We start from the raw sequence: 22,544 nt of genomic DNA on the forward strand, positions 1-22,544 counted from the left end.
ATTTATGGACGATTTTGATACATTCAAGGCTTCACGTGAGAAGATGGACCCGACTGCGCGAAAAATGTCAGAGCATCAGTGGGAGCAAGCTTATGTTGCCTATCGAAATGCGCGAGTAAGAGTGAGTGGAAGCGCCCGCAGTTCATCAGGCGAACGGACAAAGAAACGCCGTGATTCGAAATCGCAGTCTTTCCGTAGTGGAAGCGCGCGTGATACTTATGTGTCTACGCAATCCTCGGATATGAAAGCGCTGCGCCAGCAGGTGAGAGGACAGTCTGCTTACTCAGATGTTAGGTTGCTTATCGATGTTCTAGCTTGGATTGCGATTGCGGTGGTGGTCTTGGCTGGGGTGTTAACACTTTTTTATTACACTTCGGTACCGGCGACTCTGGCCTCGGTTATGGATACTTTGGCTCAGGTGATTGGTATTGTTGCAGCTCGGTTGCTGGTGCAAGTGTTAGTGGATATTCCTGATATTGCCCTGTTTCGTGCACAGCAAGAAACTGTAAGATCTAGTTCGTCAGAGGCTAATGGTTAGTCCCACAAATTGACTGCAGCGGACTTTTTTATCCCATAAGAATGGAATATTCAGTTACATTTAAGCACATCGACCGAAATTTCGGCTTTGATCAGTTAGATTCTGGTAACTGGAGTGAGGAGTTTGAAGACGAGGCGAGCTTTGCGCGTGCGCTTCATAAAATGGCTTTAGCGAGCTCTCAGCATACGGTAATTGATTTTCCGGAAGTTGAAATTCATAGTAAGCATGGGCGAGTCACAGTGCGGGCGATTAACGGTCAGTTATATTTTACCGACTTTCATTCACAGAACCGTAAAGACCTGAAAGTGGTGCCTCTCGAAGTGATTCGTTTACTCGGCGGTACCCCCATTGATGAGCTTACGGTTCCTGAGGAGTCAGTCGAAGCTGAGGCTGAACGCCCGAAATTAAAGCCTTATCGTAGCCATGGTAGTCGTGTGGTTCAGGTTTTATCATTATTATTCATGCTGTGTGTATTCTGTCTGTTTACGACTTTAATTTGGCGCGATATGGTGCACCAGCAACGGCTATATCCTATTCCGGAATTTGTTCCCAGCTTGAGTCAGGAGAGTTATGTCGTGCGAAAGTATGCAGACGTTTATGTGAGCGAATATCGCGAAGGTGCGATGCTCTTTAGTTTGACTCGCGATGGGGTGTTTTCGCGTTATGAAATGTGGAATTCGACAGCAGGTGAAGGCTATGAACTGATTCACATTGATACATACTCATTGCAGGTGGGCGAGCACGAGGGGACGCTTGCGATGTTGGCGGATGAGCATTACTTACTACAACCTGAGGGAGATGAAATGATCCGCTTACATGGAGTCGCCTATCACCGTCACCATGGAACTCTTGAGAGTATTGGCGAAGTTGTGAATGCTCAGGATTAAAGCGATAAGTAATACCTTAGATTTTCTCCGTGGATGCGGAAACTCCCCGAATCGGGATCACCGTTGTCGATTTGCTCGTCAATGGTTTGCAGGCGACTTTGATCAATAATAATGGGGTATAGGCTACTATGGACAATTTCTATGTAGCCGACACTATCCTCAGGCTCGTCAGCTATTGAGTAAACCCATCGGTAAGTACCTCCAATGGGTGATGGTAGTTTCCAGGCAGCACTCATGTCGCCCTCAAGTCCACTTGGGATCACCCCTGCGGAGGAGACAGAGCTGGGGTAATCGCCATTATCGAGCTTAAAGGTGTTGAATGTTTGTTCGTAAAGTCGTAGATCATTTTCTAGTGTGACGATACGTGCATTATCTCGAGATCCTTGAAAGGTGGGTATGGCGATTGCTGCCAGCAGGCCAACAATACCAGAAACGACGGCTAGCTCAACGACTGTGTAGCCGTGCTGATGGGCTGCATTAGTTTCTTTCATGGGGGGTGGCGACGTGGATAAATGAATAAAGAGAATGCTTTATTCCGATTGTGAATATCCGATTAGCTCTATCTTTAACTTCTCGGCCTTGTTTAGCAAGTAAGATTTGTCGAGCATGATGACACGATTGACTTCAAGTGCGGCAGTTCGAATGCCTGCTTGATGCATGACATCGAGTGTGCGTTCTCCGAAAACTGGCACATCGAAGCGGTAGTCCTGTTGGCGCTTGACCGTTTTGACAAAAATGAGTCCGTCAGTTTTGAACTCACCCGCACGCTTGAGCATCGGATCGGTGCCTTCGTAGGCTTCCACTGCAAGCACAGTACCTTTACGTACGACGGCCCCTTGTCCGATATCGAGTTCGGTGATACCTTTTGCTATGAAGATGCCATGTTCGAGATATTCTTGAGGTGCATTTTGTTTGCCTGCGGTCATTAGCCCTTTGCTGGCTAATTGATCATCCAAGAAACTGCGAGAATCAAGCATGCGTATGTCGATGGCTTCAATTTCGGAAGAAATCGCACCAAAGATGGTCTCCGCATTTTTTATTTTGAGGCGATTGAGTATTGCGAGCGCCTTGAGGTCAGGGTGTAGGCCGTGAAATAGGCGCTTGGGTGTTATTTGTCCGGCCATGATGGCATAGCGGCAGCCTAGTTTTTTCAGTGATTTCAGTAGCTTCCCGAGCTGTCCCACCTTGATTTGCAGGTGTTGCTCTCTTGGTATTGAATCAATTAGGCTCTGTTCGGTTTCACCGGAAAACGAGATTAGCCGTAAGGGCAGCTCAGCCGCACGAATGCGCTCAGCCATAAGAATCGGATAAAGACCTTTACCGGCGATCAGGCCTATGGGCTGACGGACAAAATCAGTTGGTAGGTATTTCGAAAGCGATTCCATGTATGATTTGATTGTCTGTAGATTTCAGAAACAAGTGGTGACGGGGGCATCGGTGTTCTGTTCAGGCGTTGAGTCGCTGGAGCGAATTAATGCTTAAATTGGTAAGGGCGGAAGTCTGGTTGCGTGAAATACTCGGATGGGACTATTAGCATTGGTTCTGGAGCCGTGTTTATTGTGTCGTTGGGTAAGAATGTCACACGTTTACTTGCGTGTTGAGCGGCTTGACTGAGTTTCAAGTCATGTGTGTCGAGTGATTCTATGGTAGTGGATTCAGCGATCTGCTGACGTGCCATGCTTTGTGTGCTGATCCGCACGCTGCTTGGGGCCGCAATAAACTCCCGTTCCTGTGAATTAGGATAATAGTAGGTCAAGTTGCCTTCAATAGAGGTAATGGTCAGTCCAGTGGTGTTGATTTTGATTAAGCAGGTACCTTTATGTAGCTGCAGCTCACCCTCCGGTAGTTGAAGTCGAAGTTCTGAAAGCGGGGAGAGGCGATTGCTAGCGACCGCGAGTTGCCCTTCTAAGAGTTGCAGGTTAAGTTTGGATATTGAAGGTTCTGGACCTAAGTCTTGTGCGGCTTTATCGAAGGGGCGTTGAGTATAATGGAGGCATTTTAGTGTAGTCTGAGCATCCAGTGCTAAGGCGACTCCGTTGGACAGAGTTAGAATGAAGTGGGCATTGGCCTGAGTACTGATTTGAATGCCTGTGGGGGCCAATGTATCACGTGCCTTGGCGGAGATACGCTGACCTGCGCTACTGGTTACAGTTACCTGACCGCTGCGACTGGTGATGAGTGCGCTGCCATCTAGCATGTCCTGTGCCCACAGGCTCGAGAGTAGATATGGGCTGATCCAGCATAGCAGACCAAATCTCTTGAGCCCACTTCTGAGTTTGATCATTATGGAGCTCAGCGTGCGCTTGATAAGGGGGACGTTTTGCCAGCAACGATGCCAGGGGCCAGTGATTGTATTGGCCGGCTCCTGGCGTGCGTGTTGCGTAGTTAAGCGTATCATTTTAAACAGCGACAATATTGACGATCTTACCAGGCACGTAGATTTCTTTCTTAATCGTCTTGCCGTCGATGAAGCCCTGCACGCGTTCGTTGGCCTTGGCGGCCGCGATGGCATCGTCCTTGGATACATCGGCGGGCAGTTGTGCGTCGCCGCGATACTTGCCGTTGACTTGGAAGATGATTTTGACGCTGTCCTCGACGAGCTTGCTTTCATCGTATTTCGGCCAGCCGGCTTCGACGATGCTACCTTCGTGCCCGAGGCGTTGCCAGAGTTCTTCGGCGATGTGTGGTGCCAGCGGGGCGAGCAGTTTGATGAAGTCTTCGACTGCTTCGCGGGGCAAGGCCTCCGTCTTGGCGAGTTGATTGATACAGATCATCATTTGCGAGATCGCCGTGTTGAAGCCTAAGCTGCTGTAGTCTTCGGTGACTTTCTTGATGGTGGCGTGCAATACGCGCTCCGTTTCGGGATCGAGTGCGTCGCTTTGACCGATCTTGAGCTGGAGCTCGCCATCATCGGCTACCACCAGGCGCCATGTCTTGCGCAGGAAGCGGGCGATGCCTTCGATGCCCTTGGTGTTCCAAGGCTTCATCGCTTCAAGAGGACCGAGGAACATCAAGTAAAGACGTAGCGCATCGGCTCCGTAGCTTTCGATGATGGTTTCAGGGTTGACCACATTACCGCGGCTCTTGGACATCTTCTCACCATCTTCGCCGAGGATAATGCCTTGGTGGAAGAGCTTCTTAAAGGGCTCGGGATCGCTGACAACACCGATGTCGTATAGAATGTGGTGCCAGAAGCGAGCGTAGAGCAGGTGGAGCACCGCGTGCTCGGCCCCGCCGATGTAGAGATCCGGGGTGCCCCAATACTTTTCTTTTTCAGGGTCGATTAGAGCCTCGGTGTTTTTCGGGTCGACGTAGCGCAGGTAATACCAGCAAGAACCCGCCCATTGCGGCATGGTATTGGTTTCGCGGATCGCGGGGACCCAGCCGTCCTGGGCCTCTGTGGAAGTGGCGCCGCTCGCGGGGTCGATGAAGACATGTAGCCAAGTTTCGGCCTTAGAGAGCGGGCTTTGTCCGTCCGGAGAGGGGGTGTAGCTCTCGACTTCGGGCAGTTCCAGTGGCAGCTCGGCTTCGGGCAGGATGATGGCGTAGAGCAGCTCGCCGTCGACTTCACAAGTGACGGGGCGCTCCACAGACTTGAGAGAGTCATCGACCAAGTCGTAGTTGCTTTGACTGAGCCATAGCACTGGGAAAGGTTCGCCCCAGTAGCGTTGACGTGAGAAGAGCCAGTCGCGCAGTTTGAAATTGATGGTCGCCTCACCGCGATTATCGGCGGCGAGTTGTTCGATCACCGCATTTTTGGCCGATTCAGAGTCCTTGTTGCTTTGTTCGCCAGAATTGATCAGCTTGCCAGGACCGGTGTAAGCTTCGATGAGTCCTCCGTCCGCGTCCTTCTCAGCTTTGCCGCCGTCGTCGATGACTTGAATGATTTCGAGTCCAAACTCTTTGGCGAATTCAAAGTCACGCACATCGTGTGCGGGCACGGCCATGATCGCACCCGTGCCATAGGTCATGAGTACATAGTCGGCGACCCAGATGGGGATTTCCTTGCCGTTCACCGGGTTGATCGCTGTGGCACCGGTCCAAACACCGGTTTTGTCCTTGGAGAGTTCGGCGCGTTCGAGGTCGGATTTGCTCTTGGCCTTTTCGACGTAGGCGGCGACCGCTGCTTGATTTTCAGCGGTGGTGATGGAGGCGACCAGCGGGTGCTCTGGAGCGATGACCATGTAGGTGGCTCCATAGAGCGTGTCGGGGCGTGTGGTGAACACCGTCAACTGTGAGTCGTGCCCTGCGACATCGAATGTGATTTCTGCCCCTTCCGAGCGGCCGATCCAGTTCTCCTGTAGGCGCTTCGTGGAATCGGGCCAGTCGAGGTCTTTAAGCCCGGCGATCAGGCGTTCGGCGTATTCAGTGATGCGCAGCACCCATTGGCGGATCGGGCGACGTTCGACGGGGAAATTGCCACGTTCAGAGCGAGGGCCTTCGGGGGTGTTGAGCACTTCCTCATTGGCGAGCACGGTGCCGAGTTCCGGGCAGAACCAGACCGGCTTTTCGTCCACGTAGGCGAGCCCCTTTTTGAAGAGCTGCATGAAGATCCACTGGGTCCATTTAAAGTAGCCAGGGTCGGTGGTATTGACTTCGCGGCTCCAGTCGTAGGCGAAGCCGAGTTGGCTCAGCTGCTTGGTGAAGTTGGCCACATTCTGCTTGGTGGTGATGGCCGGGTGGGTGCCCGTCTTGATGGCATACTGCTCTGTTGGCAGGCCAAAGGCGTCCCAGCCCATGGGGTGCAGCACATTAAAGCCCTGTGCCTTTTTGAAGCGCTTGAGCGCATCACTGGCAGTGTAGCCCTCGGGGTGGCCTATGTGTAGCCCTGCGCCCGAAGGGTAGGGAAACATATCCAGCACATAGAATGTGGGTTTGTCTTCGAAGTCTTTAGCTTCGTAGGTGTGGTTCTCTGCCCAGTATGCCTGCCACTTGGGCTCGATGCTGGAAAAGTCGTATTCTTTGGTCGTTGTAGCCATTTTTAGAAAACGGCGAATTAAGAAGGCCGCTTCGGTGTCCGTCAACGCCGGAAGACAAATGTGGGCGGATACGGTAAACTCCAATTTTATCGCTGTATTTGTGGGCGATGCTTTTTATGTAGATATAAGCGTTTGCTTTCAAGCTTATGATTGTTTTTACTGCTGTGAGTCCACGGTGGTGGATTTGTCGATTATTATGCTTCAAGTCTTGAGAAAAAATGTAGCTGGAGTGATCTGGCTCATTTGTGTTATGCTAGGCATTGCCGTACTTTGGCGTTATAGTCAGAAGGCAGGTGGCTTTGGCGAAGTCGCTCCACTGTGGCCAGAGCAGAGCTCGTTGGCGTTCGTTGATGGCGTTGATGGCGGTTTGCAGTTAATTATGTTTGTGCATCCGCATTGCCCGTGTTCACGAGCGAGTTTGGGGGAGTTGGCGGTATTGATTCGAAATAGTCGGCAAGCCCTGTCGGCACGCGTACTGTTTGTAAGTCCCTCCCAACAATCACAGTCATGGGTACGCAGTGGTTTGTGGCAACAGGCAGAGTTGATTCCTAATGTCCAGCTTGAGGTTGATCGGGATGGGGTGGAGGCAGCGCGGTTTGGAGCTGAAACTTCTGGGGCAACGCTTGTTTATTCAGCTTCAGGCCAGCTTTTATTCCATGGAGGGATCACGTCGGCTCGTGGCCATTATGGGGATAATGTCGGCCGTTTGGCGATTCAGGGGTTGACGAAAGGCCAGCATACGGAGACGCAGACGGCTGTGTTTGGTTGTGCGCTCAGGAGTGATTTGGATGAAATAGAGGCCTTGCCTGCTATGTAGATGAGACTTGAAGATGAGTGCAATGCATCATAGTGAATGGTCGCAACGTACGCAGGCTCTTTATAATGAGCAAGCGCAGCGGATCTATGTGCACACGGATCGACTTTTTTTGAAATTGATGTGCTTCCAATGGTTGGCTGGTGTGTTGGCTGCATTGGTTATTTCTCCGCGAACTTGGGCCGGGAGTCAGGATGCGGTGCATATTCACGTGTGGGCAGCAGTGTTTTTGGGCGCATTGATTTCGGGGTATCCTTGTTGGTGCGCATGGCAGCGACCTGGCGCTGTGATGACGCGGCATGTCATTGCGGCAGGGCAGATGCTGATGGGGGCACTTTTAATTCATTTAAGTGGTGGGCGTATTGAAACTCACTTTCACATATTTGGTTCTTTGGCCTTCATCGCGTTTTATCGTGATCCTAAAGTGTTGGCGACCGGTGCTATGGTGGTCTACTTGGATCACTTAATCCGTGGCATATTTTGGCCTGAGTCGATTTTTGGTGTACTGACGTCACCAATATGGCGTCCGCTGGAGCACGCTGGTTGGGTTGTATTCGAATGTTGGTTTTTGATTCGTTCTATGCGTGAGAATCAGCATGAAATGTATGTGTCCGCGGAGCGACAGGCGGAGCTTGAGCAGACAAATCAGGAAATTGAATCCAGAGTGGCTCAGAGAACTTTGGAATTAAGAAAGAGTCAGGAACTAGTGGGGCAGTCCGAGCGTTTATTGCGTACCATACTTAATATTTTGCCACAAGGCATTGCCTGGACCAGTCGTGAGGGGGTGGTTCAAGGCTCGAATCAGCATTTTATTGATGACATGCAAATTTCGAAAGCTGTGAGTGCGAGGGCAGTCCTGAATGATTTGCCACTCGCGCGAGGGCATCGTGAGCATTTTAAGCAGCTGCAAGCAACGGTTTTGAGTGAAGGCAGAGAGTTGGCTAATATCATTAAGCAAGTGAATGCGACTACTGGAGAAGATCGGTGGATTACTTTAAGTCTGGCACCTTTACGCGGGGAGAATGATACGGTTGAAGGTATTTTATATAGTTATTTGGATGTGACGAACCTGAAGCAAGCAGAGGCCGCTGCGCTCGAATCTGCTCGTTTGAAATCAGAGTTCTTAGCTAATATGAGTCATGAGATCCGAACGCCTATGAATGGCGTGATTGGAATGATTCATCATCTTTTAGATACGGAATTGAGTGTAGAGCAGCGTGAGTATTCTGAGACTGTGAAGCAAAGTGCAGAATCGCTTTTGACTATTTTAAACGATATTCTGGATTTTTCAAAAATTGAAGCTGGCAGACTGGAGATTGAATCTTTGGGAATTGATATTCGGGAATTGGTGGAAGAAACCTTGGGATTGATGGCGGAAGCTGCACAAGCCAAAGGCTTGGAACTAGTTGGCGTGATGGAACCTAGCACGCCAAAATATATGAGTGGAGATCCGGGGCGTTTGCGACAGGTGCTAATCAATCTGCTGGGAAATGCTATTAAATTTACCAGCGAGGGTGAGGTCGTTTTGAAGGTGACGTACTCTAAGCTAGAGGAGAGCGAAACATTGCGTTTTGAGGTGAACGATACCGGGATTGGTATTACGCCGCAGGTGCAGAGCCGACTATTTCAAGCATTTGTCCAAGCTGACGGCTCAACGACGCGTGAGTATGGGGGCACTGGTTTAGGTCTGGCGATCAGTCAGCGTTTGGTTCAGTTGATGGGGGGCGAAATTGGGCTTAATAGCCATCTCGGGGTGGGAACCTCGATCTGGTTTGAAATACCATGGCATGATGGACAAGTTGCAGCATCGGTGTCCACCCTGCAGCGTGATGATTTACGTGGTTTGCGGATGTTGGTTGTAGATGATAATAAAACCAATCGTGATGTTCTATGTATACAGTTAAAGAACTGGGGGGTGGATGTCGTGGCCACTGCTTCTGCGAGCGAAGCTTTGGATGTGTTGAGCGCTGACGATTTATTGCCGTTTCAAGTTGGGATTTTAGATATGCACATGCCTGATTTGGACGGACTTTCGTTGGCCAAGATTTTATCGAAGAAAGAGACTTTATCACACATGAAGCTAATTTTGCTGACGTCTTTGGTGTCGTTGGTGCCTCGTGGAGAGCTTCGGGCGGTTGGTGTGCATGAATGCTTGCAGAAGCCGGTGCGCCAGGATCGTTTTTATAATTGCTTGCGCGGACTCACTGGTAGCATGGATACGATGGAGGCTGCTGGGGGCAAGTTGCAGGAGCGGGCACTCGTTCCGCAGTTTGGTTTTCATGTTTTAGTGGCGGAGGACAATCAGGTGAATCAGCGGGTAACAGAGTTACAGCTGAAGAAGTTGGGTTGTGTTGTGGAGATTGTTGAAAATGGTATTCAGGCAGTTGAGGCAGTATTTAAAAGACATTATGATTTAGTTCTGATGGATTGTCAGATGCCGGTTATGGAAGGCTATGAAGCGACACGAGTGATTCGAGCCCGGGAAAAGAAAGTTGGGCAAGAGCCTGTATATATTATTGCGGTGACAGCACATGCAATGGAGGCTGATCGAGAACGTTGTTTTTTGGCGGGGATGAATGATTATTTAAGTAAGCCGCTGCTGGGGCCTGCTTTGATGCAAGCCTTGCAACGTTTTATTGCAAGTCGTCGAAATTGATTGGCTTAATCTTTGACAAACTCGCTTTCTGTGGGCTTAGCACTTGATTTGATGGTGTTGATTAAGTATTAATCTCGTCTTTACTTACCCCCGAGATGAATATTCGAGTTCCTATATTACTGTGTTGCACCCTGGCGTTGTCTGTGTCGATCGTCGATGCGAGTAGTCGTTCCCGTTCTGCAGGTTTTGGTAGCCGTCGTGCTAACAATGTCGAAGATCAGCGCGTAAAGAAGCAAATGTGGGCGCAGCCGCAGGCAAATTCCATGATGGATAAGAGCTTCCCGATTGAGCAATGGGATAAGCATTTTTCGCCAGTGGGGAGTAAGCGTGCCGGGATCGCGTTAACCGAGGATAAAGATAAGCAAATGTTTCAGACCAAAACATTGGACCGCAAACAGGTTGATTACGATATGTCGCGTTGGAACGATCGTATGGCAGATCTACATCAAAAAGCTGGAATCGAAATGGATGATCGGGCAAGTCTTGTTGCGGATAGAAAGTTATACTATATGATGCTGCAGGACTCTGAGGAATTTCGGGATATGGCAGAAGAACTTTCGTTGCGTGATTTGAATCGCTATCAATTTAGACGCAATCGTTCGGATAGTGATATTCCGGTGGAGAAAGCCGGGGGCGGATAGTCGCTTTCTCATTTTTCTTCAAAAAAAAGTCCGCTTAGGCTTGAACCTAAGTGAGTTGTTTGGATGGTAGGCGCAAATTCCTACTCGAATATGCCTACCATTCTCATTCTGAGCTTAGCCATTATCTTTTTAACGGCCTGCCTCGCACCGACCTTGGTGCGTTATTTAGGTGATCGTGCCGGGTGGTTGCTCGCATTCGCGCCATTTTCTGCCTTTATCATGTTAGTCGCTCAGGCGGGGATGATTGAGGCGGGGGAGGCTTTAGTTTATCAAGTCGATTGGTTTTCGGTCTTGGATACGTCTTTTAGCCTACGGCTGGATGGCTTGTCGTTGTTGATGGCTTTACTGGTTACCGGGATCGGTGGCTTTATCGTTATTTACGCGGGTGGTTACATGCATGGGCACCCGCAATTAGGGCGGTTTTATCTCTATTTATTGGCCTTTATGGGCGCGATGCTGGGGCTGGTTGTTTCAGATGACCTAATCTTAGTATTTGTGTTCTGGGAGTTGACCAGTATCAGTTCCTACCTGTTAATTGGTTTCAATCACGAACAAAAAGAAACCCGTTGGAAGGCATTGCAGGCCTTATTGGTGACGGGACTGGGAGCCATGGCGATGTTGGTCGGCTTCATTTTGATTGGCACTGTGACGGGGAGCTATTCGCTAGCAGAGATTACCCGTATGGGCGATCTGCTGCAAGGCAGCCCTTGGTTCACGGCGATCGTTATTTTGATTTTAGGCGGCGCTTTTACGAAGAGTGCGCAGGTGCCTTTTCACTTTTGGTTGCCTAATGCGATGGCAGGGCCGACTCCAGTCAGTGCTTATTTGCACTCGGCGACTATGGTCAAGGCTGGCATTTATTTAATGGCTCGCCTCAATCCATCCTTCGCTGGCAGTGGGCTGTGGGAGTATACCTTGGCCATTTTTGGTAGCTTAACGCTATTGTTAGCGATGTTTCTGGGGCTTTTCCAGAAGGATGTGAAATCCATTTTGGCTTACACCACACTCGGGGTGCTCGGTGTTTTGACCATGCTGCTTGGGATTGGATCGGAATACGCGATTAAAGCGATGGTGGTCTTTTTAATCGGGCACGCATTGTATAAGGCGACACTCTTTATGGTGGTGGGATCGATCGACCACGAGACGGGCACCCGTGATGTCACACTCTTGCGCGGCTTGAGAAAACTGATGCCAATCTCGGCATTAGCTGGGGGCCTTGCGGCGCTGTCGATGTCGGGGCTGCCGCCTTTTTTCGGTTTCATTGGTAAGGAGTTGATCTATAAAGCCGGGGTCAAACTCAATGGTGCTGAGCTGATCTTCCTCGTCGTGGCATTAGTGGGGAATCTAATTATGATGGGCTTGGCCCTGAAGGCTGGGGTGGGGCCCTTTTTCGGTAAGCCGAATCACGCTGTCTTACCTAAGAAGCCCCATGAGGCTCCATTGGCTATGTGGCTTGGGCCTATTGTGCTTTCGGTCGCTGGTTTGGTGATTGGAATCATTCCGTTCTGGGTGACAGAATTTATGGTGGCTCCAGCACTGGCGGCAATTCGCGGTGCTGAAATCGCGCACCTGGACCTGGCACTGTGGAACCTCGTGCGGCCTAATTTGCCATTACTGTTGAGTGGGGTGACTGTGCTGGGTGGTTTTTTTGTCTTTTTAAACCGCGCACGCTTCTGGGCGGTGGCGGATCGTGTGTTGACTACGATTCAACCTTATGGAGCCGAGGCTATGTATGGGCGCATTTTTAATGCCACGATTTGGTTTTCGAAGGCACAGACCCGCTGGTTACAAACAGGACGTTTACACGACTATGTTTTCCTGATCGTTATGACGACGGTTGGTTTCCTGACGTGGGCCATTGTCAGTTTCGGTGGCCTTAATTTTAGCGTCGATTGGGCGGCCTATGATTTGCTGATTATCTGCCTGGTAATCATTATGATCATTGCGGCTTTGGTGGCTGTCACTGGACGCTCTTATATCACGGTGCTGGTTGCCCTCGGAGTGGTTGGATTTGGTGTGGCCTTGATTTTTGCCTATTATGGTGCGCCGGATTTGGCGATTACCCAGTTGCTGGTGGAGACGCTGACGGTGGTGCTGTTTATGTTTGTTGTGCTGCGTTTGCCACCACTGAAGACCATTTCCGGCCGATTCACCCGATTGCGAGATGGCATTATGGCGACGGCTTTTGGTGGTTTGATCACCATACTGCTATTAAAGGCGGTGAATATACAGTTTGATCATGCGATCTCCGATCAGCTAGCCGCAATGAGCTACCCGGAGGCCAAGGGCAAGAATGTCGTGAATGTCATTCTAGTCGATTTTCGAGCTCTGGATACTATGGGCGAGATTGTGGTGGTCACCGTTGCCGCTCTCGGAATTGCTGCACTGGTGAAGTCAGGTCTTAAGGGGAAGGGCAAGCGCTCATGAAATACTTTATTTTAAATCAAGCGAGTCGCTTGTTGTTTCCAGCACTCTTGGTACTGTCTTTGATCGTGCTCTATCGTGGGCATAATTTGCCTGGTGGGGGCTTCATTGGTGGACTCTTGGCGGCAACCGCGTTTATTTTAGTCGGGCTGGGGGATTCGATGGAACGCGCCAAAGAATTACTACGAATCGAGCCAGTCAAGCTGATGGCGCTTGGGTTGTTGGTGGCAGTTGTGAGTGGTATGCCCAGTTTGTTGCGAGGCGCACCATTCATGACGGGTGAATGGTTGCCCGGCTTTTCGCTACCATTGATTGGTAAGGTGCACTTGGGCACACCACTGGTTTTTGATGTCGGCGTCTATATGGTGGTCATCGGTTTCGCACTACATACCACCTTTTGCCTGGCGGAACTTGCTTACACTGAAATAAAGGAGCACGAAGAATAATGGAAAGTTTGATCGCAGTTTTAGTCGGCGTTCTCTTTGCGACTGGCACGTATTGCTTGATGCGTCGCAGCATTGTGAAGCTGGTTATCGGCGTGGTGCTGATTTCACAGGGAGCCAATTTACTGGTCTTTACTACCGGTGGCTTGCTGGCGGGACGTCCTGCTCTGGTGCCAGCCGACGGTGTCGCGCCACCGGCACCTTTCGGAGATCCCTTGCCGCAGGCGATGGTCTTGACCGCAATCGTCATCGGTTTCGGTTTGACTGCTTTTTTGCTGGCATTGGTCACGCGCGCTCACGAGGCCGTAGGTGACGACGATATTAACGCCTTTAACAACACGGATACGTGAACGAATACAGCTTACTCCTTACATTGCTTTTGCCGCTAGTCGGGGCTGTCAGCCTCTTGCTGGGACATCGCTCTCTCGCCTTTCAGCGAGCGGGCGGAATTGTGTTCTCCAGTGTGACTTTTGCGCTCTCCCTCTATCTGGTCTACGTGGTGGATCGCGCAGGTTTCGTTGTGATTCAAGTGGGCGATTGGCAGGCACCCTTTGGGATCAGTCTGGTTGCGGATCGCTTTAGTGCGGTGATGGTTGCGGTCTCCTCGTTTATGGGAGCTGCCGTGGCGATCTATGCGCTGGCTGAAATCGACGAAGCGCGGCTTAGGAAATTCTTTTTTCCTTTGTATCTAATTTTGCTCTTCGGGGTCAATGGCGCCTTTTTGACCGGGGACTTGTTCAATCTCTATGTTTGGTTTGAGATCATGCTGATTGCTTCCTTTGTGCTGATCTCCATGGGGGGAGAGAAAGGTGAGCTGGAAGGTGGCCTTAAATATGTCTGTTTGAATTTGCTCTCTTCGGTCATGTTCCTCGCGGGGGCCGGTATTATCTATGGCAAGACGGGTACGCTTAATATGGCCGACTTGGCGTATAATTTGAGTGTGGCCGAAGATGTGAATTGGGTGATTAGTAGTTCCATGCTTTTGCTGGTGTCCTTCGGACTCAAGGCAGGTATCTTTCCTTTCTTTTTCTGGTTGCCCGCTTCGTATCATACGCCGCCTTCAGCTGTTTCCGCAGTCTTTGCGGGTCTGTTGACCAAGGTGGGTGTCTATGCGTTGTTTCGCTCGTATACGCTCATGTTTGCGCCGATTTTTCCCGAGGTGCAGCCGTTAATCCTCGTATTGGCGGTGCTGACGATGGTGACTGGAGTCTTCGGTGCGGCGTCGCACTTCGACATGCGGCGGATCTTGTCGTTTCACATTGTCAGTCAGATCGGTTACATGGTGCTGGGGCTAGCTTTTATGACGCCTCTTGCGCTGGCTGCTGCAATCTTTTATCTTGTGCACCATATTATCGTGAAGACAAACCTCTTCCTGGTCAGTGGTGTGGTGATTCGGCTCAAGGGGAGTTGTGATCTGGCAAAAGTCGGTGGTCTGTGTAAGTCGGCTCCGTGGCTGGCGATCCTCTTTTTTATACCTGCCTTTTCGCTCGGTGGTATTCCGCCGTTGTCAGGTTTTTGGGCGAAATTCGCTCTGGTGAAATCAGGTATTGAGATCGAAAGTTGGTGGGCCGTGACGGCGGCGTTACTGGTCGGGGTACTTACTCTGTATTCGATGACAAAAATTTGGGGCGAGGCCTTTTGGAAGCAACAGCCCGAGAATGTCGGAGCGGGCCCTTTGCCGAACCCAGTGGGGCGTCTGGCTTATATGTTGGCACCGATTACTGTCTTAGCTGTAACGACAGTTTGGATCGGACTCTTTGGAGAGCCTCTATTTAGTTTCGCTGAACGAGCCGCTGCACAATTACTGAACCCGCAAGAATATATTTCAGCGGTTTTACAACCTAACACGGAGGTGCTGCCATGAGGCGCATATTACACTTTATAGGCTTTATAGCCTTCTATATTGGGGAAGTTGTGAAATCCAATCTCCGCGTTGCCTACGACGTGCTTACGCCGACGCATCATATGAAACCAGGCATTATTGCTGTGGATGTCGCCGGTATGAGTGATCGCCAGCTTCTTTTTATGGCGAATTTCATTACGATGACACCTGGCACGCTAGGCATTTGCTTTTCTGAAAATCAGGATAAGCTCTATTTACATGCCATGTACCTCGAGGAAGATTTAGCTGTGCTCAGTGCTGAACTTTCAGATACTTACGGAAAGCGAGTGCGCAATGTATTTTGAAGAATTGGGAATGCCGCTTGCGTTGGCTAGTTTGGTGGCGTCGATTTTGTTGGTCGCTGCGCTGGCACTGGCATTATTGCGTATCGTGAAGGGGCCGACACCATTTGATCGTGTGGTGGCATTGGATTTGATTGGAGGGATTTGCCTCTGTATCATTGTGATGTTCGCGATACATTTTGATCAGCAGGTGCTTTTGGATGCTGCATTCGTTATTGCGATTGTTAGTTTCATTGGAACGGTTGCCTTTGCGCGATACTTAGGAAAGGGAGGAGATCAATGAGTTGGTTGGTTGCACTATTACTCATATTGGGTGCTTTTTTCGCTTTTGTGGCGGCATTAGGTGTCCTTCGGTTTCCGGATTTTTATGCACGTATGCATGCGGCGACTAAGGCAGGGGCCTTCGGTGCCGCCTTACTTTTGCTGGCGGCAGCTATCCATTTTGGAAGTCTGCGGGCCATCATTACGGTTGGTTTAATTATTGTGTTCTTTTATTTGACCACGCCTGTGGCAGCGCAAACCATTGCACAGGCGGCTTATCGTAGGGGCGTTGCTCTCTGGTCCAAGACTGTGCACGATCAATTAGCTGAGGATGAAGCCGAGTAAATAGTGCTTGCCTCAGGTCTCGGCGCACATTGTTTCTGTGGTCGATGAAAGCTACCACTGCCGTCTCTTACTTCCGAGTATTGCTATTACTATTGCTTGGGGCCTGTGCCACTAGCCAGCTACATGCGAGCGGCGGTGGGGGGGGCTCACATGGGGAGGAGATCGTTTTCCCGATCCCCGAATCCGCATATGCTGAGATGGAAGCGCATCATGCGGAGGAAGTAGGGCATGAATTGGGACTGATGGATCAATTAAAGATTCGTGCAGAAGCGGATCCTTTTAACCTAGTCGCGACTATTATTTTCTTTCTCGCGGTGATTCATACCTTCTTGGCGACTACGTTTAATAAAATGGCACACAAGTTCGAGGTGGAGCACCGCGCGAATATGAGCTCGCATAACAAGGTGTATGTCGAGGGCAAAGAGCCGGTTAGCTTTAAGGCCACACTCTTTCATTTCTTGGGCGAAGTTGAGGCCATTTTTGGTATCTGGTTGATTCCGCTCTTTGTGTCGCTTGCGCTGATGGAGCATAATGGTTTGAGTGTGGCGGCGTTCTATGTGGATACGCGAAATTACACCGAGCCAGTATTTGTGGTCATTATCATGGCAATTGCGTCGAGTCGTCCTGTTATTCAGATTGCAGAGACGGCCATGCGTGGAGTGGCCTCCATCGGTAAACAAAGTCCCGCGGCGTGGTGGCTCTCGATTCTTATAGTCGCGCCTTTGTTGGGCTCATTTATTACTGAACCCGCTGCGATGACGATTGCAGCGCTACTGCTGGGGCAACAGTTTTATGCCTTGAACCCTTCGCCAACATTTAAGTATGCAACGCTTGGTTTGCTGTTCGTAAACATTTCAGTCGGTGGCACTCTAACTCACTTCGCGGCTCCCCCGGTGCTGATGGTCGCCGACACTTGGCATTGGAATCTGCCTTATATGTTTACGCATTTTGGATGGCGTGCGGTGCTTGGTGTGGCCATGGCCACCACGGTTTACTTTTTGATCTTTAGGAAGAATTTTGCAGAAATGAAGGAGCGTGCGAATGAGATCGCCGCGTCACAGGCTTCAGAGCCCAAGCCGGAACCTGCGCCTTTATGGATTGTTTTGGTGCATCTGGGCTTTGTCGCCTGGACTGTGCTGACGCTTCATCATCCGGCTTTCTTCATTGGTGGCTTTTTGTTCTTCCTCGCCTTTACGATGGCGACGCACCATCACCAATATGATATTCAGTTAAAGTCGCCCTTGTTAGTGGGCTTTTTTCTCGCGGGCCTCGTGACGCATGGTGGTTTGCAAGGCTGGTGGATTTCGCCAGTGCTGAGTTCTCTGGCGGAAGTGCCACTCTTTATTGGTGCGACCATTTTGACTGCTTTTAATGATAATGCCGCGATTACTTTTCTAGCCTCGCAGGTGCCGGCCTTTAGCCCTGATATGATGGTGGCGGATCACTGGGTGACTAAGGCAGGTAATGCGCTTTCCAATGCGCAAGGATTGGAATATGCGGTGGTCGCAGGGGCGGTTACCGGTGGTGGATTGACTGTGATTGCCAATGCGCCGAACCCAGCAGGACAGAGTATTTTGAATAAGCATTTTAAGGGCGGCGTGTCTCCATTGAAGTTGCTGCTTGCGGCACTTTTCCCCACATTGGTGATGGCAATTATGTTTATGGTCTTGCCCCACTAATTATCTATGCATGAGAGGGACCGCTATGCCGGGTTTTGGTGCCGTTTTCTGGCGATGTTTCCTTTCTTTGTGATCGGAGGTCTGATCTTTCCCAATTCTGTACTGGTGGAGGATCCTTACGGCTTGTTTTCAACGGAGCGTGTGATCGAAGAAAGTGTGGAGACGGTCAATCATCCGGACGGATCCTATTCGTCGGATGATTGATGGTAGTTGGACGAACCGAAAGCAGGGCCTTCACGATAAAATGGCCCGCTGTATACGCATTCGACGTTAAGCTCTATTCGCCTTCTCAGGAGTCGCGGGCGCATCCTTTTAGGAGGCAAATGGCAGTGGCATGTTTATTTCGAGGTCGTCTTCTTCAACCGGGGCGAGGTCGGCTTCTCCAGCAGCGAGCTTCTTTAGCGCTTTGAGCTGTGTTTTTTCATCCAAGCGGCGGCAAAATTCCGGATAGCCGATCACCTCGAAGCGTCCATCTTCGTATTCGACGAGTGCAGTCAATGATTCCACCCAGTCGCCGGAATTCAGATAGTGGGTGTTGCCGATCATTTTGTTGTCGGGGGTATGAATGTGGCCGCAAATGATGCCTGCGCAATTGCGCTTCTCTGCGAAGCTTTGTAGTTGTTCCTCGTATTTGCCCACAAAGCTGACGGCTGATTTGACGCGTGCCTTGATCGCCTTACTTAAAGAGAAGTACTCTTTGCCGCGCCATGCGCGGTATTTATTATACACTCGATTGAGCTTAAGCAGGCTTTGGTAGCCGATGTCGCCTAGCACCGCCAGCCATTTATGATTCATGGTGACAGCGTCGAAACCATCGCCATGTACGACCAAATAGTTCCCCTTGGTGCCTTCGTGGATGTGCTCGTTGACGATGCGCAGCTTGCCGAAAAAGAGTGGAAGGAAGCGAGTGAGGATGTCGTCATGATTGCCTCGCAAGTAAATGACCTCGGTGTTGCGCTTTTCCAGTTTTTTGAGCACTAAGCGAATGAAGCGTGTGTGCTTTTCATTCCAACCGCCATGGCGGGCAAGGCTCCAGCCATCGATGATGTCGCCATTGAGCACCAACTTCTCGCAGTGGGTGTGCTTGAGGAAGTGGTTGACCTCGTCGATCTTGCAATCCTCGGTGCCTAAATGCACATCTGAGAGGATGATCGTTTTGTAGGAGAGGGTTGTTTTTTTCATAGCGATTGTTATTAAATCGCCTGACTTTGTTGATTCTACAAGCCCTTGTAGTCAAAGAAATTACATAGTAAACGGGAGATGTTACGCGCCCGTTGCTTTTGTTGCACTACTGTAACTTGGATTCCAGTTCTTTGAGGTAATCCCAGCTGAAGAGGCCGCTGCTGTGTCCGTCGCTGAATATCGGTCGAAAGGCGTAATTGCCTTGGAAATCCCAGCCAGTGATAGTGACGCCCGGAAATTCCTTGGGGCCGTCGCCTCCATATTGGTTACCTAGAATATCAACTTCGCCAATGTTTTGTGCGCTGGGAGAGTGCTTACGCAAAAACTCAGCTGGGAAATAGCTTTCACTGCCGTCTTCCCACAAAATTGCGAGTTCAGTGCCAATCAGTTGGATGTCCTTAGGTTTCATGGCTTATGCTTGATAATACCCCGCGTTCTTTAATTGTTTCATTAGCTCAACAGCAGGTCCTTTGCGATTTAGTATGTAGAGATGAATGCCCGGGGCACCGCGGTCAAGGAGTTCGCGGGCTTGCTCAAATACCCAACTCGTGCCGACTGCTTCTACGGCCTTGGCGTCGTTAGCGGCACTTAGTAGTCGTTGCTCGAGTTCGCTGGGTATCGTGGTGCCGCACATATCGCAGAAGCGCAGCGCTTGCTCGCGTGAGGAAATACACATGAGTCCAGGGAGAATGGGAATTTTGATTCCGGCTTCGCGGGCACGTTTAACGAATGAAAAATACTTTTCATTATCAAAAAAGAGCTGGGTGGTTACGAAATGTGCGCCACTATCAACCTTGCGTTTTAAATTAACCAGATCGGCATCCGCAGTGGGGGCTTCTGGGTGCATCTCGGGATAGCCAGCGACTCCCACTGTGCATTCAGGGTACGTTTCGTGGATTAAATTCACGAGTTCATTGGCGTAATGCAAGCCGTCTGGGTGAGGCTTGAAGTTGCTCTCCCCCTTGGGAGGATCGCCGCGTAGAGCCATAATTTGTCCTAGGCCTGCATCGCGAAATTCTGCAATGATACCACGTAGCTCATCGCGAGAATGCCCGACGCAGGTCAGGTGAGGCATTACTGCGTAGCCATAATCCTCCCGTAGGTGGCGTGCGTATTTGAGTGTACGACTGCGTGTGCTTCCTCCGGCTCCGTAGGTAATTGAAGCGAAATCTGGTGCGTACGCCTTTAGTGCTTCTGCGGTTCGTAATAGTTGCTCGGCAGATGCATCCGTTTTCGGCGGGAAAAATTCAATTGAGAATAGGGGGCTGCCCGAAAGTAAGCGTTGTTTAAGAGAAATGTCTGACATAAACGCATCAAGTTATGCTGATATGATGATATGTAAAGGATATTGCTGAACCTGCGGCGAAATCTTTTTCGAGGTACTGTGAGCCTTGGGAGGGTTGGATGGCAATGCTTACTGAGTGGGCGCCAAGTGGGGCGCTGTGGGGGCTTGGTTGGGGGAATGTTGAATGTTGATTGGTGGTGTTGGGATTCGGCTTGGAAGTTACTTAACTCATTTATTTACAGCCGTTTTTAAGAGAAAATCAAATAAAAGTGACTTGACGTGTGGGGCAAAATGGGGCGAAATGGAGTGAAATGGTTTACTGAGGCATAAATGAGCGCGCACAACACAGGGAAGTTTTTCGGCGAATATCGTCATAGTGTGGACGACAAAGGTCGTCTGACTATCCCGTCGCAGTGGCGTCCCAAGGTGGATTCTGAGGATAATAACTTTCTTGCATTGCCGAGTTTAACTGAGAAATCGGTTACGGTGTATCCTCCCAAGATGATTGAGCAGCTGTATGAGCGTTTCTCGCAAATCAGCATGGGAAATAAGGACGGTCAGCGTGCGATACGTCGTATCATGTCCATGGCGCATAATTTTTCATGTGATAAGCAGGGGCGCATTAATTTGAACGATAAGCTTATTAAGCACGCTGGTATCGCTAAGTCAGTAGTGTTACTCGGGGAGGCCTCCAAGTTTATGATCTACGACGAAGTCTTCTATGATCAGTTGATGGCCGATGATGAGGCCGGCGAAGATTTGGCTGAAATTGCGAAAGATTTCGGTTTCTAACCCATTCCTACACTTAAAACAGAATTTTTACGCTACCGCACCCAATCAATGTCTTTCTCCTCCGATGATGTCGTCACAGCTGGCACAAACAGTGGCCATGTTCCCGTCTTACTTAAAGAGACGTTAGAGCTGTTGGCTCCGAGTGCAGGTGTCAAGCTACTGGATGGAACCTTTGGGGGGGGCGGCCATACCCGTGCGATGTTGCAAGCTGCAGAGGATGTTACAGTCGTGGCTTTGGATCGTGACCCAGCCGCATTGCCACGAGCTGCTGCGCTCAAAGCAGAATTTGGTGAACGCTTTCGCCTGCATCATATTAATTTTGGTGATCTGGGAGATTTGGATGAATCTGGTTTTCACGGTATTCTGTTTGATTTTGGATTGTCTTCCTTTCAACTGGACACAGAAGAGCGTGGTTTTTCCTTTCGTTATGATGCCCCGGTTGATATGCGCATGAACCCGGAGGAGGGGATTAGTGCTGCCGAATTTTTGGAAACTGCGGAGGAGGCAGCATTGGTTCGCGCTGTGCGTAATTATGGAGAAGAGCCGCGTGTACGCCGTGTGGTTAAAGCCATTATGGACGCGCGCGGCACTGGTGCACTACAACGCACGCAGTCGTTGGCTGCATTGATTAGTGACGCAGTGGGGCCAACCCCGCGTGGGCGTAAGGCGGTGCACCCGGCCACCCGTACTTTTCAAGGTATTCGAGTTGAGATCAATGATGAGTTGAGTGCGATCGAACGTGGCCTGCCAGCTGCGTTCGATCGCCTTTTGCCCGGAGGCGTCTTAGCGGCGATCAGCTTTCATTCTCTGGAAGACCGTATTGTTAAGCGCTTTTGTCGTAAAATGGCTGGACGCCCAGAGCATGCCCATGACAACCGTACTCAAGATGAGCGCGAAGTGCGGGCGACTATGGTTTCCACACGCCCCATTAGTCCGGGTAAATCTGAAATTGAGAATAATCCACGGAGCCGCAGTGCGCGTCTACGTGCCGTTCGTAAACTTTCCTAATTCTTTTATTATATGTTAAAATTATCTTCTAGAGCACGCAGGCACGTCATCGTGCTGATTTTCTCCATGGTTGCTGTCACTGTAGGAAGTGCCTTTGCCATTGTTTGGATGCAGCAGCAGATTTCTCGTACGGCCCAAAACAGTAAACAACTCGAGTCGCAACTTGCAGAAACCTCGCGCAAACTGCGCTACTTGGATGAACGGATCGCCGGTTACCATCAGCCGGTAGTTTTACAGGGGAAAGTTGCTGGTATCTTACGTCCTTCTGTTGAGGATCAAGTTGTTTTCGTGCAAGAGCGTCAGCTGGCAGAAGGGCGCACTTATGCAGTTTCACAACCTTACGAAGTTTCTATGGATTTAGCTTTGCTTGATTTTGACAGTAGCCGCTAATCCTTCGCTACCAACTGTATACGAACCATGCATGTT

At 50.2% G+C, this 22,544-nt stretch carries 24 protein-coding genes; 17 read left to right on the top strand and 7 right to left on the bottom strand.

Features of this window, described 5'->3' with window-relative positions; translation table 11 throughout:
• Window positions 1–4 precede the first annotated feature (4 nt).
• Window positions 5–538, top strand: a complete 534-nt coding sequence (locus QEH59_RS09055; RefSeq protein WP_308985043.1) for a hypothetical protein — start codon at window positions 5–7, stop codon at window positions 536–538.
• Between the two features lie 41 nt (window positions 539–579).
• Window positions 580–1,425: a hypothetical protein gene (locus QEH59_RS09060; RefSeq protein ID WP_308985044.1), complete on the top strand. Its 846-nt coding sequence runs from the start codon at window positions 580–582 to the stop codon at window positions 1,423–1,425.
• Here the strand turns inward: QEH59_RS09060 and QEH59_RS09065 are convergent.
• The 4 genes from QEH59_RS09065 to leuS form a co-directional block, all read right to left on the bottom strand.
• Complete coding sequence (locus QEH59_RS09065; protein ID WP_308985045.1) at window positions 1,422–1,916, bottom strand: type II secretion system protein; 495 nt, start codon at window positions 1,914–1,916, stop codon at window positions 1,422–1,424. The genes QEH59_RS09060 and QEH59_RS09065 overlap by 4 nt on opposite strands.
• 39 nt (window positions 1,917–1,955) lie before the next feature.
• Complete coding sequence (locus QEH59_RS09070) at window positions 1,956–2,810, bottom strand: LpxI family protein (protein ID WP_308985046.1); 855 nt, start codon at window positions 2,808–2,810, stop codon at window positions 1,956–1,958.
• Between the two features lie 86 nt (window positions 2,811–2,896).
• Window positions 2,897–3,709, bottom strand: coding sequence for a hypothetical protein (locus QEH59_RS09075; RefSeq protein WP_308985047.1), 813 nt, complete (start codon window positions 3,707–3,709; stop codon window positions 2,897–2,899).
• A gap of 115 nt (window positions 3,710–3,824) precedes the next feature.
• On the bottom strand, window positions 3,825–6,404 hold the full coding sequence (gene leuS, locus QEH59_RS09080) for a leucine--tRNA ligase (protein WP_308985048.1): 2,580 nt from the start codon (window positions 6,402–6,404) through the stop codon (window positions 3,825–3,827).
• A 34-nt stretch (window positions 6,405–6,438) separates the two neighbouring features.
• Between leuS and QEH59_RS09085 the strand changes: the two genes are divergently transcribed.
• From QEH59_RS09085 to QEH59_RS09140, 12 genes are all read left to right on the top strand, one after another.
• Entirely contained in the window at window positions 6,439–7,221 is a 783-nt protein-coding gene (locus QEH59_RS09085; RefSeq protein WP_308985049.1) for a thioredoxin domain-containing protein, read from the top strand.
• Between the two features lie 22 nt (window positions 7,222–7,243).
• The gene (locus tag QEH59_RS09090; protein WP_308985050.1) at window positions 7,244–9,874 is read left to right on the top strand and encodes a hybrid sensor histidine kinase/response regulator; all 2,631 of its coding nucleotides are present in this window, start codon (window positions 7,244–7,246) and stop codon (window positions 9,872–9,874) included.
• 95 nt (window positions 9,875–9,969) lie between these two features.
• Window positions 9,970–10,515 carry a hypothetical protein gene (locus QEH59_RS09095; protein ID WP_308985051.1) on the top strand — a complete coding sequence of 182 codons (546 nt, stop codon included), beginning with the start codon at window positions 9,970–9,972 and terminating at the stop codon, window positions 10,513–10,515.
• 90 nt (window positions 10,516–10,605) lie between these two features.
• Window positions 10,606–12,942, top strand: a complete 2,337-nt coding sequence (locus tag QEH59_RS09100; RefSeq protein ID WP_308985052.1) for a putative monovalent cation/H+ antiporter subunit A — start codon at window positions 10,606–10,608, stop codon at window positions 12,940–12,942.
• Window positions 12,939–13,385, top strand: coding sequence for an MnhB domain-containing protein (locus QEH59_RS09105; RefSeq protein ID WP_308985053.1), 447 nt, complete (start codon window positions 12,939–12,941; stop codon window positions 13,383–13,385). Before QEH59_RS09100 ends, QEH59_RS09105 begins: the two co-directional genes overlap by 4 nt.
• Window positions 13,385–13,732 carry an NADH-quinone oxidoreductase subunit K gene (locus QEH59_RS09110; protein ID WP_308985054.1) on the top strand — a complete coding sequence of 116 codons (348 nt, stop codon included), beginning with the start codon at window positions 13,385–13,387 and terminating at the stop codon, window positions 13,730–13,732. Before QEH59_RS09105 ends, QEH59_RS09110 begins: the two co-directional genes overlap by 1 nt.
• On the top strand, window positions 13,729–15,246 hold the full coding sequence (locus tag QEH59_RS09115; RefSeq protein WP_308985055.1) for a proton-conducting transporter transmembrane domain-containing protein: 1,518 nt from the start codon (window positions 13,729–13,731) through the stop codon (window positions 15,244–15,246). The genes QEH59_RS09110 and QEH59_RS09115 overlap by 4 nt, the downstream gene beginning before the upstream one ends.
• A 50-nt stretch (window positions 15,247–15,296) precedes the next feature.
• Window positions 15,297–15,569, top strand: coding sequence for a Na+/H+ antiporter subunit E (locus QEH59_RS09120; RefSeq protein ID WP_308985056.1), 273 nt, complete (start codon window positions 15,297–15,299; stop codon window positions 15,567–15,569).
• A complete protein-coding gene (locus tag QEH59_RS09125; protein WP_308985057.1) occupies window positions 15,559–15,849 on the top strand; it encodes an MrpF/PhaF family protein in 291 nt (96 codons plus the stop codon). Before QEH59_RS09120 ends, QEH59_RS09125 begins: the two co-directional genes overlap by 11 nt.
• Entirely contained in the window at window positions 15,846–16,172 is a 327-nt protein-coding gene (gene mnhG, locus QEH59_RS09130) for a monovalent cation/H(+) antiporter subunit G (RefSeq protein WP_308985058.1), read from the top strand. The genes QEH59_RS09125 and mnhG overlap by 4 nt, the downstream gene beginning before the upstream one ends.
• A gap of 44 nt (window positions 16,173–16,216) precedes the next feature.
• Window positions 16,217–17,851 (top strand): putative Na+/H+ antiporter, encoded by a 1,635-nt coding sequence (locus QEH59_RS09135; RefSeq protein WP_308985059.1) that lies wholly within the window; start codon window positions 16,217–16,219, stop codon window positions 17,849–17,851.
• Window positions 17,852–17,857: 6 nt separating this feature from the next.
• Window positions 17,858–18,055, top strand: a complete 198-nt coding sequence (locus QEH59_RS09140) for a hypothetical protein (protein WP_308985060.1) — start codon at window positions 17,858–17,860, stop codon at window positions 18,053–18,055.
• 108 nt (window positions 18,056–18,163) lie between these two features.
• Here QEH59_RS09140 and QEH59_RS09145 read toward each other — a convergent pair whose 3' ends face one another.
• The 3 genes from QEH59_RS09145 to metF all read right to left on the bottom strand — a co-directional run bounded on the left by QEH59_RS09145 (window position 18,164) and on the right by metF (window position 20,339).
• The gene (locus QEH59_RS09145) at window positions 18,164–19,033 is read right to left on the bottom strand and encodes a UDP-2,3-diacylglucosamine diphosphatase (protein ID WP_308985061.1); all 870 of its coding nucleotides are present in this window, start codon (window positions 19,031–19,033) and stop codon (window positions 18,164–18,166) included.
• A gap of 106 nt (window positions 19,034–19,139) precedes the next feature.
• A complete protein-coding gene (locus tag QEH59_RS09150) occupies window positions 19,140–19,442 on the bottom strand; it encodes a gamma-butyrobetaine hydroxylase-like domain-containing protein (RefSeq protein WP_308985062.1) in 303 nt (100 codons plus the stop codon).
• Between the two features lie 3 nt (window positions 19,443–19,445).
• Window positions 19,446–20,339 (bottom strand): methylenetetrahydrofolate reductase [NAD(P)H], encoded by an 894-nt coding sequence (gene metF / locus QEH59_RS09155; RefSeq protein ID WP_308985063.1) that lies wholly within the window; start codon window positions 20,337–20,339, stop codon window positions 19,446–19,448.
• A gap of 309 nt (window positions 20,340–20,648) precedes the next feature.
• On the opposite strand from metF, the gene QEH59_RS09160 reads away from it, so the two are divergent.
• The 3 genes from QEH59_RS09160 to QEH59_RS09170 are packed head-to-tail and all read left to right on the top strand — an operon-like array spanning window position 20,649 to window position 22,508.
• Window positions 20,649–21,110: a division/cell wall cluster transcriptional repressor MraZ gene (locus QEH59_RS09160; protein ID WP_308985064.1), complete on the top strand. Its 462-nt coding sequence runs from the start codon at window positions 20,649–20,651 to the stop codon at window positions 21,108–21,110.
• Window positions 21,111–21,158: 48 nt separating this feature from the next.
• Window positions 21,159–22,118, top strand: coding sequence for a 16S rRNA (cytosine(1402)-N(4))-methyltransferase RsmH (rsmH, locus tag QEH59_RS09165; protein ID WP_308985065.1), 960 nt, complete (start codon window positions 21,159–21,161; stop codon window positions 22,116–22,118).
• 12 nt (window positions 22,119–22,130) lie between these two features.
• Window positions 22,131–22,508, top strand: coding sequence for a hypothetical protein (locus tag QEH59_RS09170; RefSeq protein WP_308985066.1), 378 nt, complete (start codon window positions 22,131–22,133; stop codon window positions 22,506–22,508).
• Window positions 22,509–22,544 lie beyond the last annotated feature (36 nt).

This window comes from Thalassobacterium sedimentorum (assembly GCF_031127905.1).
GTDB lineage: Bacteria > Verrucomicrobiota > Verrucomicrobiia > Opitutales > Coraliomargaritaceae > Thalassobacterium > Thalassobacterium sedimentorum.